Source organism: Kocuria sp. MNB10, from assembly GCF_054073685.1.
Genome location: NZ_CM133411.1, coordinates 1,525,293 through 1,539,919, shown reverse-complemented (window position 1 = coordinate 1,539,919; position 14,627 = coordinate 1,525,293). Strand labels below are relative to the sequence as shown.

At 68.3% G+C, this 14,627-nt stretch carries 14 protein-coding genes; 8 read left to right on the top strand and 6 right to left on the bottom strand.

What is annotated here, in order from left to right:
* Nucleotides 1-83 precede the first annotated feature (83 nt).
* The 4 genes from ACW9PK_RS06900 to ACW9PK_RS06885 all read left to right on the top strand — a co-directional run bounded on the left by ACW9PK_RS06900 (nt 84) and on the right by ACW9PK_RS06885 (nt 3,487).
* Entirely contained in the window at nt 84-1,307 is a 1,224-nt protein-coding gene (locus tag ACW9PK_RS06900; RefSeq protein WP_131332200.1) for a thiolase family protein, read from the top strand.
* 7 nt (nt 1,308-1,314) lie between these two features.
* Nucleotides 1,315-2,106 (top strand): enoyl-CoA hydratase/isomerase family protein, encoded by a 792-nt coding sequence (locus ACW9PK_RS06895; RefSeq protein WP_144997057.1) that lies wholly within the window; start codon nt 1,315-1,317, stop codon nt 2,104-2,106.
* Nucleotides 2,103-2,969 (top strand): 3-hydroxyacyl-CoA dehydrogenase family protein, encoded by an 867-nt coding sequence (locus tag ACW9PK_RS06890; RefSeq protein ID WP_144997055.1) that lies wholly within the window; start codon nt 2,103-2,105, stop codon nt 2,967-2,969. The genes ACW9PK_RS06895 and ACW9PK_RS06890 overlap by 4 nt, the downstream gene beginning before the upstream one ends.
* A 71-nt stretch (nt 2,970-3,040) precedes the next feature.
* On the top strand, nt 3,041-3,487 hold the full coding sequence (locus ACW9PK_RS06885; RefSeq protein WP_368835926.1) for a hypothetical protein: 447 nt from the start codon (nt 3,041-3,043) through the stop codon (nt 3,485-3,487).
* Between the two features lie 91 nt (nt 3,488-3,578).
* Here the strand turns inward: ACW9PK_RS06885 and rraA are convergent, their stop codons facing one another.
* Both rraA and ACW9PK_RS06875 read right to left on the bottom strand, forming a co-directional pair.
* The gene (gene rraA / locus ACW9PK_RS06880) at nt 3,579-4,046 is read right to left on the bottom strand and encodes a ribonuclease E activity regulator RraA (RefSeq protein ID WP_064846504.1); all 468 of its coding nucleotides are present in this window, start codon (nt 4,044-4,046) and stop codon (nt 3,579-3,581) included.
* A gap of 122 nt (nt 4,047-4,168) precedes the next feature.
* On the bottom strand, nt 4,169-5,638 hold the full coding sequence (locus ACW9PK_RS06875; protein WP_144932551.1) for an XRE family transcriptional regulator: 1,470 nt from the start codon (nt 5,636-5,638) through the stop codon (nt 4,169-4,171).
* A 277-nt stretch (nt 5,639-5,915) separates the two neighbouring features.
* Between ACW9PK_RS06875 and aceA the strand changes: the two genes are divergently transcribed.
* On the top strand, nt 5,916-7,202 hold the full coding sequence (aceA, locus tag ACW9PK_RS06870) for an isocitrate lyase (RefSeq protein WP_064846502.1): 1,287 nt from the start codon (nt 5,916-5,918) through the stop codon (nt 7,200-7,202).
* Nucleotides 7,203-7,500: 298 nt separating this feature from the next.
* Here aceA and ACW9PK_RS06865 read toward each other — a convergent pair whose 3' ends face one another.
* A complete protein-coding gene (locus ACW9PK_RS06865) occupies nt 7,501-7,983 on the bottom strand; it encodes a hotdog fold thioesterase (protein ID WP_144997051.1) in 483 nt (160 codons plus the stop codon).
* Nucleotides 7,984-8,166: 183 nt separating this feature from the next.
* Between ACW9PK_RS06865 and paaZ the strand changes: the two genes are divergently transcribed.
* From paaZ to ACW9PK_RS06850, 3 genes are all read left to right on the top strand, one after another.
* Complete coding sequence (paaZ, locus tag ACW9PK_RS06860) at nt 8,167-10,302, top strand: phenylacetic acid degradation bifunctional protein PaaZ (RefSeq protein WP_457015384.1); 2,136 nt, start codon at nt 8,167-8,169, stop codon at nt 10,300-10,302.
* Nucleotides 10,299-10,823 carry a GNAT family N-acetyltransferase gene (locus ACW9PK_RS06855; protein WP_368844764.1) on the top strand — a complete coding sequence of 175 codons (525 nt, stop codon included), beginning with the start codon at nt 10,299-10,301 and terminating at the stop codon, nt 10,821-10,823. The genes paaZ and ACW9PK_RS06855 overlap by 4 nt, the downstream gene beginning before the upstream one ends.
* Nucleotides 10,824-10,891: 68 nt before the next feature.
* Nucleotides 10,892-12,052 (top strand): ATP-binding protein, encoded by a 1,161-nt coding sequence (locus ACW9PK_RS06850; protein WP_144997047.1) that lies wholly within the window; start codon nt 10,892-10,894, stop codon nt 12,050-12,052.
* A 39-nt stretch (nt 12,053-12,091) separates the two neighbouring features.
* Here ACW9PK_RS06850 and ACW9PK_RS06845 read toward each other — a convergent pair whose 3' ends face one another.
* From ACW9PK_RS06845 to ACW9PK_RS06835, 3 genes are all read right to left on the bottom strand, one after another.
* Nucleotides 12,092-12,505 carry a GNAT family N-acetyltransferase gene (locus ACW9PK_RS06845; RefSeq protein WP_064846498.1) on the bottom strand — a complete coding sequence of 138 codons (414 nt, stop codon included), beginning with the start codon at nt 12,503-12,505 and terminating at the stop codon, nt 12,092-12,094.
* Nucleotides 12,506-12,554: 49 nt separating this feature from the next.
* Entirely contained in the window at nt 12,555-13,181 is a 627-nt protein-coding gene (locus tag ACW9PK_RS06840) for a TetR/AcrR family transcriptional regulator (RefSeq protein WP_064846497.1), read from the bottom strand.
* 107 nt (nt 13,182-13,288) lie between these two features.
* On the bottom strand, nt 13,289-14,626 hold the full coding sequence (locus ACW9PK_RS06835; RefSeq protein ID WP_368835923.1) for an AMP-binding protein: 1,338 nt from the start codon (nt 14,624-14,626) through the stop codon (nt 13,289-13,291).
* Between the last annotated feature and the right edge of the window lies 1 nt (nt 14,627).

Sequence of the window (14,627 nt, the reverse complement as noted above, 5' to 3'; positions counted from 1 at the left end):
CGTCATCGATTGACGTGGCTCACATGATCGGGGAACCTTTGCAGTGAACGCTCGGTCAGTTATTGCCCCACTTAGGAGTTGCCATGTCCTCGATGCCCCAAGCCTTCCTCGTCGGAGGGGCGCGAACCCCCGTGGGTCGTTACGGCGGTGCCCTGTCCTCGGTGCGCCCGGACGACATAGCCGCACTGTGCATCCGTTCCGTCGTGGAGGACGCCGGCATCGATCCCGCGCTCGTGGACGAGGTGATCCTGGGCAACGCCAACGGCGCCGGTGAGGAGAACCGCAACGTGGCCCGGATGGCGTGGCTGCTCAACGGGTACCCGGACACGGTCCCCGGGATTACGGTCAACCGGCTGTGCGCGTCGGGGATGTCCGCGATCACGATCGCGTCCCAGATGATCAAGTCCGGGGCCGCAGACATCGTGGTGGCCGGTGGCGTGGAATCCATGTCCCGCGCGCCGTGGGTCATGGAGAAGCCCCGTACGGCGTTCGCCAAGCCCGGGGAGGTCTTCGACACCTCGATCGGGTGGCGGTTCGTGAACCCCGCGTTCGTGGAGGGCCCACTCTCGCGGGACGGCAAGGCCACCTACTCGATGCCCGAGACGGCCGAGGAGGTCGCCCGGGTGGACGGAATCTCCCGCGAGGACGCGGACGCCTTCGCCGCGCAGTCGCACGAGAAGGCCCTGGCCGCGATCCGCGCCGGTCATTTCGACGCCGAGATCGTGCCCGTGGAGGTCCACGGCCGCAAGGGTGCGGTCACGGTCGTGGACACGGACGAGGGCCCCCGCGAGGGCTCCACCCCGGAGGTGCTCGCCAAGCTGCGCCCCGTGGTCAAGGGCGGGTCCGTGGTCACGGCCGGCAACTCGTCCTCGCTCAACGACGGCGCGTCCGCCGTGATCGTGGCCAGCGAACGGGCCGTGACCAAGTACGGGCTCAACGCCCGAGGCCGCGTCGTGGACGGCGCTTCCGCCGGTCTCGCCCCCGAGATCATGGGCCTGGGCCCGGTGCCCGCATCCGAGAAGGTCCTGGAGCGCGCCGGTTGGAACGCGGGCGATCTGGGCTCCGTGGAGATCAACGAAGCGTTCGCGACCCAGTCGCTCGCATCGATCCGCCGGCTCGGCCTGGACCCGGAGATCGTGAACCGGGACGGCGGGGCGATCGCCCTGGGCCACCCCCTGGGTTCCTCGGGCTCGCGCATCGTCATCACCCTGCTGGGCCGGATGGAACGGGAGCAGACCGCCAAGGGCCTGGCCACCATGTGCATCGGCGTGGGCCAGGGTGCAGCACTGCTCGTGGAGCGGGTGTGATCCGGCCATGACGCAGCACGACACCCCCGAGTGGGCTGCGCAGTTCACGGCCCTGCGCATCACCGAGACCCCGGACCGCCTGCACGTGGCGCTGGACCACCCCGCGGTGCGCAACGCCATCGACGAGGTCATGGTGGACGAGTTGCACGCTGTGTGCGCCCGTCTGGAACGCGATCCCCGGATCATGATCCTGAGCGGCACGCACGTGAACGGGAAGGGGATCTTCGCCTCCGGTGCGGACATCGCGCAACTGCGCGAGCGGCGTCGTGAGGACGCCCTGCGCGGCGTGAACTCGCAGCTGTTCGACCGGATCGCCAAGCTACCCATGCCCGTGATCGCGGCCCTAGACGGCTACGCGCTGGGCGGGGGCGCGGAACTCGCGTGGGCCGCGGACTTCCGGATCGGCACGCCGCGGGTCAAGGTGGGCCAACCCGAGACCGGCCTGGGCATCATCGCCGCCGCGGGGGCCCTGTGGCGACTGCGGGAACTGGCCGGTGAGTCACTCGCCAAGGACATCCTGCTGGCCGGTCGGACCCTCTCCGCGCAGGAGGCCCTGGAGGCCCACCTGATCACCGAGATCCACGAACCAGACGAGCTGCTGGTCGCGGCGGATGCCCTGGCCGATCGCATCGCCGCGCAGGACCCGCTGGCCGTGCGCGTGTCCAAGCGTGTGTTCGCCATGCCGCGCGAGGCGCACCCCCACGTGGACGAGCTCGCGCAGGCCATCCTGTTCGAGTCGCAGGCCAAATTCGACCGTATGCAAGCGTTCCTGGACCGCAAGAAGGAGCCCAAGACATGACCGAGAACACCACCGCAACCGTCCCGTCCCGCGTGGGAGTCCTGGGAGGCGGGCGCATGGGCGCGGGGATCGCCCACGCGTTCCTGATCTCCGGAGCGCGCGTGACCGTGGTGGAGGTGGACGGGCCGGCCGCGGAGAGCGCCAAGGAGCGGGTGGAATCGGACCTCGTCAAGTCCCTCGAGCGCGGGAAGATCGACGGCAACCTAGAGACGTGGACCCAGAACTTCTCCGTGAGCGTGGACTACGCGGACTTCGCGGACTGCGAGCTCGTGATCGAGGCCGTTCCCGAGACCTGGGACCTCAAGGTCTCCTCCCTCCAGCGGGTCGAGAAGAACCTGTCCGAGACGGCGTGGCTGGCCACCAACACGTCCTCGCTCTCCGTGGACGGGCTCGCCGATGAGCTCCAGCGCCCCGAGCGGTTCTGCGGCATGCACTTCTTCAACCCCGTCCCGGCCTCCACGCTCGTGGAGATCGTGATCGGGCGCAAGACCCGTCAGGAGCTGAAAGAGCTGACCCTGCAGTGGGTCGCGGGCATCGGCAAGACGCCGGCCACCGTGAACGACGCTCCCGGCTTCGCGTCCTCCCGGCTCGGGCTGGCCCTGGGCCTCGAGGCCATTCGCATGGTCGAGGAGGGTGTGGCGTCCGCGGAGGACATCGACAACGCCATGGTCCTGGGCTACAAGCACCCCGTGGGCCCGCTCGCCCTCACCGACATCGTGGGTCTGGACGTGCGCCTGGGGATCGCGGAGTACCTCGAATCCACGCTCGGCCCCCGCTTCGCCCCGCCCCAGCTCATGCGGGACATGGTCGAGCGCGGCGAACTGGGCCGTAAATCCGGCAAGGGGTTCTACGACTACTCCTGAGCGCGTGCACGGCCGTACTCGTGGCGGGTCGGGTGCGCATCGGCTGTTCCGCGCGTCGAACCCCTTCTGACTTGGGGTTCCACGACGCCGCGGGGTTGTTCCCCACCCCCGGCCCGGTCACCGCTGCGAACACCGCGGGTGCGGGCAGCACCCCGGCCGCGTCAGCCACCGCTACGGCGCCGTCCCTGCCGGCCGTCGCGGACCCCTGCGCGGGGCCGTGCGACAAGACCGCAGCGATCCCGGTGCACCACCCCGTCTTCGGCGCCATGGAGATCGTGAGCTACGAACGTGTCGTGGAACCCGGCAGTGTCCCCGCGGACAAGCAGGCCAGCTACGCCGTGTACCAGAACGGTCAGGCCGTGGGGTACGTACCGCCCAGGGAGGGCACCACGGTGGTCTCCTCCGGCCCCGCTCCCGTGCTGGGAGTTCAGGAGTGGGATCTGCGCACCAACTCCACCGTGGACAAGTACGGCAACGTGTACCTGACGGATGGCCAGGAGTTCGTGGCCCAGAAGTAATCACAACACCCGGCCCCCACCGGAACGACGACGGCGACCCCCGCGGGTGCGGAAGTCGCCGTCGTATATCCGTCCAGCGGAGGTGGCGGGTTCAGCGCTCCACCAGGACCCCGTCCTCGTCCGCCCACAGGGTCCTGCCCGGGCGGAAGGTCACGCCGCCGAAGGTGACGATCACGTCCACTTCCCCGGAGTCGTTGGGTTCGGACTTGCGGGGATTCGTGCCCAGCGCCTTGATGCCGATGTCCAGGGTGCCCAGTTCCACGCGGTCCCGCACGGGGGCGTTGATGATCAGCCCGGCCCACCCGTTCTCCATGGCGGTGCGGGCCACGTTGTCCCCGAGCAGCGCGCGGTTCATGGATCCCTGCCCGTCCACCACGAGCACCGCGCCCTCACCGGGGGTGGCCACGAGCTTCTTGACGTCCACGTTGGACTCGAAGCAGCGCACCGTGCGGATGGGTCCGGTGAACCGGTGGACACCACCCACCGAGATGAACTGGGTGGTCACGGACTGCAGGTCCTCGCCGTGTTCGTCGTACAGGTCGGCGGTCGCGAAGCTCATGGGTCACCTTTCATGCCTACGGATCGCCGACGACGCTCGGGGCCCGGGCACGCGGCGTCCGGACACGGACGGTCCGGGCGCGTAGGGGTGGCGCGGCGTCATCGGCGGGAACGTGATGGAGGTTACGTGAGGTCGCCGGATGAGGCAACGGGGGCGTGTCGCTGCAGGAAGCGGTAGACCTCGGTCTCGTCCACCCCGGGGAACGCGCCGGCGGGCATGGCGGCGAGCATGTGGGACGCGGGGCGGGCGGAGGGCCAGGACTGGCCGTCCCACTGCTCGGCGAGCGCCGGGGCGGGCTGTTGGCAGCACGCGGGGTCGGGGCAGGTGGAGGTGTGGCGCACCGTGGTGGCGCGGCCCCGGAACCACTTGACGTGCTCGTACGGCACACCGAAAGAGATGGAGAATTCCCCGTTCTCGGATCCCTCCACGCGGGCCGAGCACCAGAACGTGCCGTGCGGGGTGTCGGTGTACTGGAAGTGGGACAGCAACCGGTTGGTCCCCGAGAACGCCTGCCGCGCGGAGAAGAACCGGCAGGCCCTCTGCCCCTCCACCGCGCCGCTGTGGTCGGTGGGCAACTGCAACCCGTCGTTCTGCCAGGCCTTGTGGATGATCCCGGAGGAGTGCACCTTCTCGAAGTGGGTGGGGATGCCGAAGTGGTGGGTCATCAGGTTGGTCATCCGGTGTGCCGCGGTCTCGTGGGACACCGCGAACGCGTCCCGTAGGTCGTCCACGGACAACTCCCGCTGGGACTTGGCGCGGCCCAGCAGGTCCACCGCGGAGGCCTCCGGGATCATCAGGGCCGCCGCGAAGTAATTCGTCTCCACGCGCTGTTCCAGGAACTCGCCGTAGTCCGCCGGGCGGTGGTGTTCAAGCAAGTGATGCCCCACGGCCTGCAACAACACCGACCACGGCGAGCCCGCCCCGGCGGTGGCCGGCAGGTAGAACCGGCGGTTGCGCAGGTCCGTGACCGAGCGCGTGGAGTGCGGCAGGTCCGGGACCTGGTGGATCTCGAATCCCACGTGCTCCACGAGCCGCGAGATGTGGTGCTCGGACAGCGGTCCGCCCGTGTGGCGGATCGCGGCGAGCAGGTCCGCGGCCATGGTCTCGATGCGTTCGAAGTAGTTGTCGATCCCCCGCATGCGTGCTCGCAATTGCGTGTTGGCGCGCCGGGCCTCCTCGGGCGTGGCCGCTTGTTCCTCGAGCCGCTGGGCGAGTTGCCGCTGCAGTGCCGCGAGCGCCTCGAGGGTCTCGGTACTCGTGCCCGGCCCCACCCGCACCGTGGGCAACCCGAGGGACGCGTACATGGGTCCGCGCTGCACGCGCTCCACCTGGATCTCCAGTTCCATGCGGCGCGACGGCGCCTTGGTCCCCAGCAGTTGCTCCACGCTCATGTCCAGCGCGGCAGCGATGGCGGACAGCGCGCTGAGCTTGGGTTCGCGCTTGCCGTTCTCGATCAGCGACAGCGCCGACGCCGCCATGCCCACGGTGCGCGCGAGCTCCTCGAGCGTGATCCGCAGTCGCTTGCGGCGGTAGCGGATCCGCCGCCCCAGCACGATCGGATCGGTCGGGTCCCCGGACTCCTCGGGTGGCACGTCGGACGACGAGCGCGCGGGTTCCGAGCCATGAGCGCTCCGCGGTGCGGCGGGGCGAGGGGGAGCGCCGTCGCCGGTGCGACGGCGCCTGCGGGGTCCTGTGTCCGGGGTCATAGTCCGAGTTTAGGCAGATTTTTCTCAAACGTGAAGAAAACCAATTCTTCATCCTAAAAGCCTCTATGCGGGAGTGCAGATCGCGGCAAAAGTGGAACACATCAAGTTACCCGTGCGGAGCTCCCACCGAGGCCGCCGGCTCGAACGATCAAAGGAGAACGAGATGAGCAACGAGAACAGCAACCTCCGCAGCGCCGAGGAACTCGCCCGGGACTGGGAGGAGAACCCCCGCTGGGCCGGCGTGACCCGTGACTACGCCCCCGAGGAGGTCCTGCGTCTGCAGGGTTCCTTTCGAGAAGAGCACACCAACGCCCGCCGCGGTGCGGAACGGCTCTGGTACCTGCTCAACTCGGAGGATTACATCAATGCTCTGGGCGCTCTGACCGGTAACCAGGCCGTCCAGCAGGTCAAGGCCGGACTCAAGGCGATCTACCTCTCCGGTTGGCAGGTCGCCGGTGACGCGAACCTCGCGGGCCAGACCTACCCGGACCAGTCTCTCTACCCTGCGAACTCGGTTCCCCAGGTGGTGCGCCGGATCAACAACGCGCTCAAGCGTGCGGACCAGATCGAGCACGCCGAGGACGTCCACACCGTGGAGAACTGGATGGCGCCGATCGTCGCGGACGCGGAGGCCGGCTTCGGCGGACCGCTCAACGCCTTCGAGCTCATGAAGTCCATGATCGACGCCGGTGCAGCCGGTGTGCACTGGGAGGACCAGTTGGCCTCCGAGAAGAAGTGCGGTCACCTGGGCGGCAAGGTGCTGATCCCCACCCAGCAGCACATCCGCACCCTCAACGCGGCCCGCCTCGCGGCGGACGTGGAGGACGTCCCCAGCATCATCATCGCCCGCACGGATGCCGAGGCGGCCACCCTGATCACCTCGGACATCGACGAGCAGGACGCCGAGTTCATCACCGGCGAGCGCACCCCGGAGGGCTTCTACAAGGTCCGCAACGGTGTGGAGCCCTGCATCGCCCGCGCCAAGGCGTACGCCCCCTACTCGGACCTGATCTGGATGGAGACCGGCACGCCGGATCTCAAGCTGGCCCGCCAGTTCGCGGATGCCGTGCATGAGGACTTCCCGGACCAGATGCTCGCGTACAACTGCTCGCCGTCCTTCAACTGGAAGAAGCACCTGGACGACGAGACCATCGCCAAGTTCCAGCGCGAACTCTCCGCCATGGGCTACCGCTTCCAGTTCATCACCCTGGCCGGTTTCCATGCGCTGAACTACTCGATGTTCGATCTGGCCCACGGCTACGCCCGCAACCAGATGACCTCGTACGTGGAACTGCAGGAGCGCGAGTTCGCCGCCGAGGAGCGCGGTTACACCGCCACCAAGCACCAGCGCGAGGTGGGTACCGGGTACTTCGACCTGGTCTCCCAGGTGGTCAACCCCAACTCCTCCACGATCGCCCTCACGGGCTCCACCGAGAGTGCCCAGTTCTGAACCCGGCGCCCTGAAGACCCGCGGAGACCGGAGCACGGTCACTGAGGCCAAAGAACTCCGGGCATCCGGTCTCCGCGTCCACCCTGTCCGCGCGGCATGAGAGGGGACTCCTCAGCCCTCCCGCGGACCACGAACCGCCCCGACACCGTTCCCATGCGGTGCCGGGGCGGTTCCGTGTATTCCCTGCGGCGCCGGAGCGGTTCCGCGCTCCCTCCGCGGTGCCGGAGCGGCTCAGCGGACGACGACGCCGCGGTGCCCTTCCCGAGGGACGGGCACCGCGGCCTCGTCGGACGAATGCTCAGGAGCGCTTCGCGGGCTTGAGGTAATTGGTGATCCGCACGGTGCACAGGCGCTTGCCGGTGTCGATGTGGGTGATGACCACCTCGTGGTTCGTAACGCTGCGCCCCAGGTGGATCGCCGTGGCCACGCCGCGCACCCGGCCGCTTGTAGCGGAGGCGTGGTGGGTCGCGTTGATGTCCACGCCCACGGCCACCTTGCCCATGGTGGAGCCGTGGATCACCGCGGCCCACGAGCCCAGCATCTCCCCGAGCGCCACGGACGCGCCGCCGTGCAGCAGCCCCAGGGACTGGCGGTTGCCCTCCACGGGCATGGTCGCCACCACGCGCTCGGCGGACTGCTCCTCCACCACCACGCCCATCTTCTCGTCCAGTTCACCCAACTCGATGGTCCATGGCTCGTACGCCTCACCGAACTCCTCGGCGGGGGACGCGACTCGTGCGTTCTCGGCGCGGACGTCCGCGCGGGTGGGATCCTCGTGCATGCTGACTCCTCGGTGATCAGGCCCCACGCCGCGCCGGTGGGCCGCGCTGAGCGGTGCGCAGAGCGGCGTCGAACGCCGACGGCGGAGCGTGGTGACCATGGTGCCCTTGTGTGACCTAGGTTATCCTGGACCATATACTGACCGATCGTTCGGCTATGGCCGCGACAGTCCGGAGGACCCCGCGTGAACACCCAGACCCAGGCATCCGAGACCCAGGAACCGCAGATCCTGCCCAGCTTCGTCGCCGGGAAGTGGTGGCGGCCGGAGGACCCGCAGAAGATCGCGGACGTGCGCAATGCCACCACCGGGGAGCTCGTGGCCCGGGTGAGCACGGAGGGGATCGACACCGCGGGCGCCGTGGACCACGGACGCACCGTGGGCCAGGCCGCACTGGGGCAACTGCGCATCCACGACCGCGCCCTGATCCTCAAGCAGCTCGCGCAATACCTGGGCGAGCACAAGGAGGAGCTGTACGAGATCTCCTACGCGACCGGGGCCACGGCCAAGGACCACCTGATCGACATCGACAGTGGGATCGGGACCCTCTTCACGTTCTCGTCCAAGGGACGGCGCGAACTGCCCAACGCCAACGTGATCGTGGACGGCGCGGTGGAACAGCTTTCGCGGGACGGTTCGTTCCTGGGTGAGCACGTCTACACCCGCGTGCCCGGGGTGGCCGTGCAGATCAATGCGTTCAACTTCCCCGTGTGGGGCATGCTGGAGAAGTTCGCGCCGGCGTTCATCGCGGGCGTGCCCACCATCGTGAAGCCCGCGACCCCCACCGGGTACGTGACGGAGGCGTGCGTGCGCCTCATGCTGGCCTCGGGTATACTGCCGGAGGGTTCCCTGCAGCTGATCTCCGGCGCCGCGCGCGATCTGCTGGACCACCTGGACGCCCGCGACCACGTGGCCTTCACCGGCTCGGCCGCCACCGCCCAGTTGCTGCGCGCCCACACCAACGCGCAGGAGAAGGGCGTGCGTTTCACGGCGGAGACCGATTCGCTCAACGCCGCGATCATGGCCCCAGACGTCACCGAGGACTCCCCCGAGTTCGAGGCGTTCGTGAAGTCCGTGGTCCTGGAGATCACCGCCAAGGCCGGGCAGAAGTGCACCGCGATCCGCCGGGTCATCGTTCCGCAGTCGCTCAAGCCCGCCGTGATCGGCGCGCTGCGGGAGCGGGTGGCGCAGCGCGCCGTCGTCGGCGACCCGCGCGATTCCGCCACCACGGTGGGCCCGCTCGCGTCCGACGACCAGCACTTCGAGGTGCTGCGCTCCGTGCGCACCCTGATCGACGCCGGCGCCACCGTGGAACTCGGCGGTCCCGAGGAACTCGCGTCCCTGCCGGACCAGGGCGCCTTCTTCCCCGTCACGGTGCTCTCGTTCGACGACGCCCGCACCCCCGCCGTCCACGAGCTCGAGGCGTTCGGCCCGGTCACCTCGGTGCTGGGCTACTCGGGGGACATCGCGGACGCCGTGGAGATCGCCGCGCTGGGCGGCGGCTCGCTCGTGGCGACTGTGTGCACTCACTCCCCCGAGCTCGCGGCGCAGTTCGCCTCCGGAATCGGTGCGTACCACGGTCGCGTGCTCTTCCTGGATCGCGACGACGCTAAAACCTCCACCGGTCACGGCTCCCCCGTTCCCCACCTGGTCCACGGCGGCCCCGGCCGCGCCGGTGGTGGGGAGGAACTCGGTGGCGTGCGCGCGGTCAAGCACTACATGCAGCGCACCGCCGTCCAGGGCTCCCCGGACCTGCTGACCGGGATCACTGGCAAGTGGCACTGGGGCGCGACCGCCAACACCGTGACCCGCGAGGACGTGGAGAACGGCACCGGGGAGCACCCCTTCCGGAAGTCGCTGCAGACCCTGCGGATCGGGGACCAGTTCGTCTCGGACCTGCGCACGGTCTCACTCGAGGACATCCTGGAGTTCGCGGAGAAGACCGGGGACACGTTCTACGCCCACACGGACGAGGAAGCCGCCATGGCCAACCCGTTCTTCCCCCGGCGGGTGGCCCACGGCTACCTGCTGGTCTCGTGGGCCGCGGGGCTCTTCGTGGAGCCCGCCCCCGGGCCAGTACTCGCCAACTACGGGCTGGAGAACCTGCGGTTCATCACCCCCGTGACGTATGACGACGCCATCCGGGTCACCCTGACCGCCAAGAAGATCACCCCGCGCGTCACGGACGAGTACGGCGAAGTCGCCTGGGATGCCCGCCTGACCAACCAGAAGGACGAGATCGTGGCCACCTACGACGTCCTGACGCTGGTGGCCAAGCGGTGGCCGGTGGCGGACAGCGGGGCAGACCAGGACGTGGCGTGACGATCCATGTGACGGACACCACCTGGACACTGTTGGACGGGTCCCGGTACCGCCCCATCCGGGTACGTCCGGAGGACCTCCCCGCAATCGTGCGCCTGCTGGCGGACGATCCGCTGGGGAGCACTCGGGAAGGCGGGGACATGGGTGCCTACGAGCGCGCCTTCCAGGAGATCGCCGCCGATCCGCACCAGTTCCTGACCGCCGTCCGGAACGACGCGGGCGATGTGGTGGGCACCATGCAGCTCACGGTGATCCCGGGCCTGTCTCGCAGGGGCACACGCCGCCTGCAGATAGAGTCCGTTCGGGTGTCCTCCACCCTTCGCGGTCAGGGGCTGGGGGAACGAATGTTCGCCTGGGCGGAGACCGTTGCGCTCGACTCGGGCTGTTCACTGCTGCAGCTGACCACCGACACCTCGCGGCCTGATGCCCACCGTTTCTACGAGCGTCTGGGCTACCGCTCGTCCCACGTCGGTTTCAAGAAGCAGCTGCAGAACCCGGGCCCGGCATCCCAGCTGTACTGACCGGGCACGTTGGCCAGAAGCCTCTATATACTTCTTTATAGTTCAGCGGTTTTTATAAAGGAGTATCCATGCAGCGCTCCCCGTACACCCCTGGCGAGGTCACCGCATTCCTTCCCGGGCGAGAAACACACATGGTTCGACTACGCGTTCAGATGCAGCATGTAGCGGACGAAAAAGCATTCATTGCTCGGCCACGCGTGTACGTAGGGAGCCGAGGGGTCGGCAAAACGTCTTTGCTGCGGTATGGCCAACGAGCTGCACGCGAACGAGGACTGACCCCGGTCTGGATCACCGCTGGCGATGCCGACCTTCTGCCCGTCCTGTCCGCAGAACTCGAGAAGCTGACCCGCGCGTGGCACTCCGCGGCCGCGCAGGAGATCGCATCCCTGATCCGGAACCTGGAACTCTCCGTGAGTGTCGCAGGTCTGGGGGCCACAACCTCTCCCGGTCAGGGACGCTCCACGGCCGAGGCCCCGGGACAGGCCCTTGAAGCCCTGATCGCCGCCACTGCGCACTCACTGCACCGGCACGGCGGGGGCCTGGCGATCTTCATCGATGAGCTCCAGGCAGCGGATCACACGGCACTGAAAGCGCTGGCCTATGCATGGCAGCATCTTCGTTCCCGGGATGAAAGCCCCCTGCCAGCCACCCTCGTAGCGGCCGGATTGGGTCACACGTCGGATGTGGTCACGGATGCCGCCACGTTCGGAGAACGCTTCGAGTTCGTCCGCTTGAAGGACCTGAGCCGGGAAGCCGCGTACAACGCGCTGTCCGAACCCGCCATCAAGTTCGGTGTCTCCTGGCAGTACCAAGCAGTGGAGGCCGTCCTGGAGAAAGCTCACGGCTACCCCCACTTCCTCCAGCTGTGGGCACACGCCGCATGGGAATCGGCGGGTTTTCCCGACCCTGGCGGGACGATCACGCTGGGTGCAGTGGAGGCGTCCGAGGATGAGGTGCTCGAACAGCTGGATGTGTTCTACCGCACCAGATGGGGTAAAGCTACGCCTGCGGAACGCGAACTGCTGCGCGCCATCGCACTGCAGTCCAGCCCCGCACCGCGCAGGGCCGACGTGGCAGCCGCCATGGGAAAGCCGACCACGGCCATCAGCATGGCCCGGCGTTCTCTCATGGACAAAGGGATTCTCGATTCGCCCGCCAGGGGTTTGCTGGCTTTCACAGCGCCCGGATTCAGCAGCTACATCTTGGAGCAGGACGGCACCGAGGACTGAAAACTCAACCTCGACGACGGGCTGCTCAAGCGCATCGGCTCACCGCATGATGGCGAGCGTGGTGCAGCCCAGGTCCGAGGTGGGGCGGAATCCCAGGGAGCGGTAGAGCTTCACCACATGGCGGTTCCAGAGGGGATCGTCGGTGGTGATGTAGACCTGGCGGATGTGGGACGTCTCGTCCAGCACCTCGGTGAGCAGCGCACGACCGATGCCCCGCCGCTGGTGGTCCGGGTCCACCAGCAGGTCCTGGATGTACGCCACCGTCACACCGTCGCCGACGACCCGGGCCATTCCCACGAGCTCCCCCGCATCCCACGCGGAGATGACCAGCCACGCGTTCTGGACCATGGGCCCGAAGTCCTCGGGGCGCCGCGTGTAGGAGCGCCACCCGACGGCGTCGTACAGGCGGATCAGCGCAGCGTGGTCGAGATCTCGGGAACGGGAGATGTCCATGGGCTCACCCTAGGCGGGCCTGGACACCTCCCTGCGGAGGGAGCGCCGGCTACGCCCGCAGGCCCGAGAAGACCATCGTCACCACGGTCGCCGTGAGCTGGTCCACTGTGCCCGAGCGGCCGGGCTGGTACCAGTCCACGATCGAGTTGACCATGCCCAGCATCAGACGCGGTGCGGACTTGCCGGAGACGTCCGTGCGCAGCTCCCCCAGCTCCTGCGCCTCGCGCACCAGGTCCTCGACCGTGCGGGTCAGGGTGCGACGACGCTGCAGCGCGGCCTCCTCGATCTCCGAGTTCCCACGCAGGCGCAGCAGCAGGGTCACGTAGGGCATCTGGTCCACGAGCACCCGCACCGAGCCGTCGAGGATCGCCTCGAGCTTGTTGACCGGCCCGTGGTCCGAGGCCAGGACGGACTCGAAGACCGCCTCCAGCGAGTCCAGCGCACGGTCCAGGGCCTGGCCGAGAATCGCCTCCTTGGACTCCACGTGGTGGTAGATCGCGGACTTGGAGATCCCCAGGTGCTTGGAGAGGGTCCCCATGGAGGTGGCGTCGTAGCCGTAGCGGTTGAAGACGTCCACGCACACGGACAGCAGGGTCTCTCGGTCGTACCCGGGACGGCCTCGCTTGGGGGCCGCCGCGGCGTCGTCGGAGGCGGGGGGAGTGCTCGCGGGGGGCATGGACGGGGACCTCGACCTTCTGTCGGGCTGTCGGGAACGGAGAACCTCAGGCTACCGGCTCGTCACCTGGGCTCCACCGCCGCAGCGGGCCCCGGCAACGCCGGAACTCACTTGTCACGGTGGTCGTAGACGCGGCGCAGCTTGCCCGAGGAACGTGCGAGGGTCCCGGGCTCGGCGATGTCGATCGTGGCGCTCGAACCGATCTTCGTCTTGATGTCGTGCAGCAGCTTCTTGCCACCCTCCTGGGCCTGCTCCAGGGTGGCTTCCTCGCGGCGCTCGATGTGGATGGTCATCTGGTCCATGCGGTGGGGCCGGGTGATCTCGAGCGTGAAGTGCGGGGAAAGCGCGGGGATCTTCAGCGCGAGTTCCTCGATCTGGGACGAAAAGAGGTTCACACCGCGCAGGATGATCATGTCGTCCGAGCGCCCCGTGATCCGGCCCATGCGCCGGTGACCCGGACGCGCGGTGCCCGGCAGCAGACGGGTGAGGTCGTGGGTGCGGTAGCGGATGATTGGCAGCGCCTGCTTGGTCAGGGCGGTAAACACGAGTTCGCCGGGGCGGCCGGTGGGCAGCACGGTGTCGTCGAACGGGTCGATGACCTCCGGGCGGAAGTGGTCCTCCCAGATGTGCGAACCGTCCTTCGTCTCGCAGGACTCGCCGGCCACGCCGGGACCCATGACCTCGGAGAGGCCGTAGATGTCGCACGCGGAGATGTTGAACGTCTTCTCGATCTCGTGGCGCATCTCCTCGGTCCACGGCTCCGCCCCGAGTACGGCGTGTCGCAGGGAGGTCTCGCGCGGGTCGAGACCGAGCTTGCGGAAGCCGTCCGCGATGGTGAGCAGGTACGTGGGGGTGGAGAGGATGGCCTGCGGCTCGAAGTCCCGGATGAGCTGCACCTGCTTTTCCGTCTGCCCTCCGGACATCGGGATCACGGCGCATCCCAGGCGCTCCGCACCGTAGTGGGCGCCCAGCCCGCCGGTGAACAGCCCGTAACCGTACGCGTTGTGCACCTTGTCCCCGGGCTTCATTCCCGAGAGCCGGAAGCAGCGTGCCACGAGGGCCCCCCACGTCTGCAGGTCCTCCTCCGTGTAGGCCACCACGGTGGGCTGCCCGGTGGTGCCCGACGACGCGTGGATGCGTCGGATCTCGGACATGGGCGTGGCGAAGGACGTGAACGGGTAGGCCTTGCGCAGGAATTCCTTGTCCGTGTAAGGGAACTTCGCGAGGTCCTCGAGCTCCCGGAAGTCATCCGGGTGCACCCCGTGCTCGTCGAAGAGCTCCTGGTAGGCGGGCACGTTCTCGTACGCGTAGTGCAGGGTCCAGTTCAGGCGCTCCGTCTGCAGCGCCTCGATCTGGTCCCGGCTCATCAGCTCCTCGGGATCCGGCTGGGAGGAGTCCCCGGAGGCCACGGGGTGGTACGGGCTGGGCACGGAGCACGACGTCATG

Coding starts and splice junctions, on each gene's coding strand:
- ACW9PK_RS06900 (WP_131332200.1), top strand. CDS start 84: ATGTCCTCGATGCCCCAAGCCTTCCTCGTCGGAGGGGCGCGAACCCCC.
- ACW9PK_RS06895 (WP_144997057.1), top strand. CDS start 1,315: ATGACGCAGCACGACACCCCCGAGTGGGCTGCGCAGTTCACGGCCCTG.
- ACW9PK_RS06890 (WP_144997055.1), top strand. CDS start 2,103: ATGACCGAGAACACCACCGCAACCGTCCCGTCCCGCGTGGGAGTCCTG.
- rraA (WP_064846504.1), bottom strand. CDS start 4,046: ATGAGCTTCGCGACCGCCGACCTGTACGACGAACACGGCGAGGACCTG.
- aceA (WP_064846502.1), top strand. CDS start 5,916: ATGAGCAACGAGAACAGCAACCTCCGCAGCGCCGAGGAACTCGCCCGG.
- ACW9PK_RS06865 (WP_144997051.1), bottom strand. CDS start 7,983: ATGCACGAGGATCCCACCCGCGCGGACGTCCGCGCCGAGAACGCACGA.
- ACW9PK_RS06850 (WP_144997047.1), top strand. CDS start 10,892: ATGCAGCGCTCCCCGTACACCCCTGGCGAGGTCACCGCATTCCTTCCC.
- ACW9PK_RS06845 (WP_064846498.1), bottom strand. CDS start 12,505: ATGGACATCTCCCGTTCCCGAGATCTCGACCACGCTGCGCTGATCCGC.
- ACW9PK_RS06840 (WP_064846497.1), bottom strand. CDS start 13,181: ATGCCCCCCGCGAGCACTCCCCCCGCCTCCGACGACGCCGCGGCGGCC.
- ACW9PK_RS06835 (WP_368835923.1), bottom strand. CDS start 14,626: ATGACGTCGTGCTCCGTGCCCAGCCCGTACCACCCCGTGGCCTCCGGG.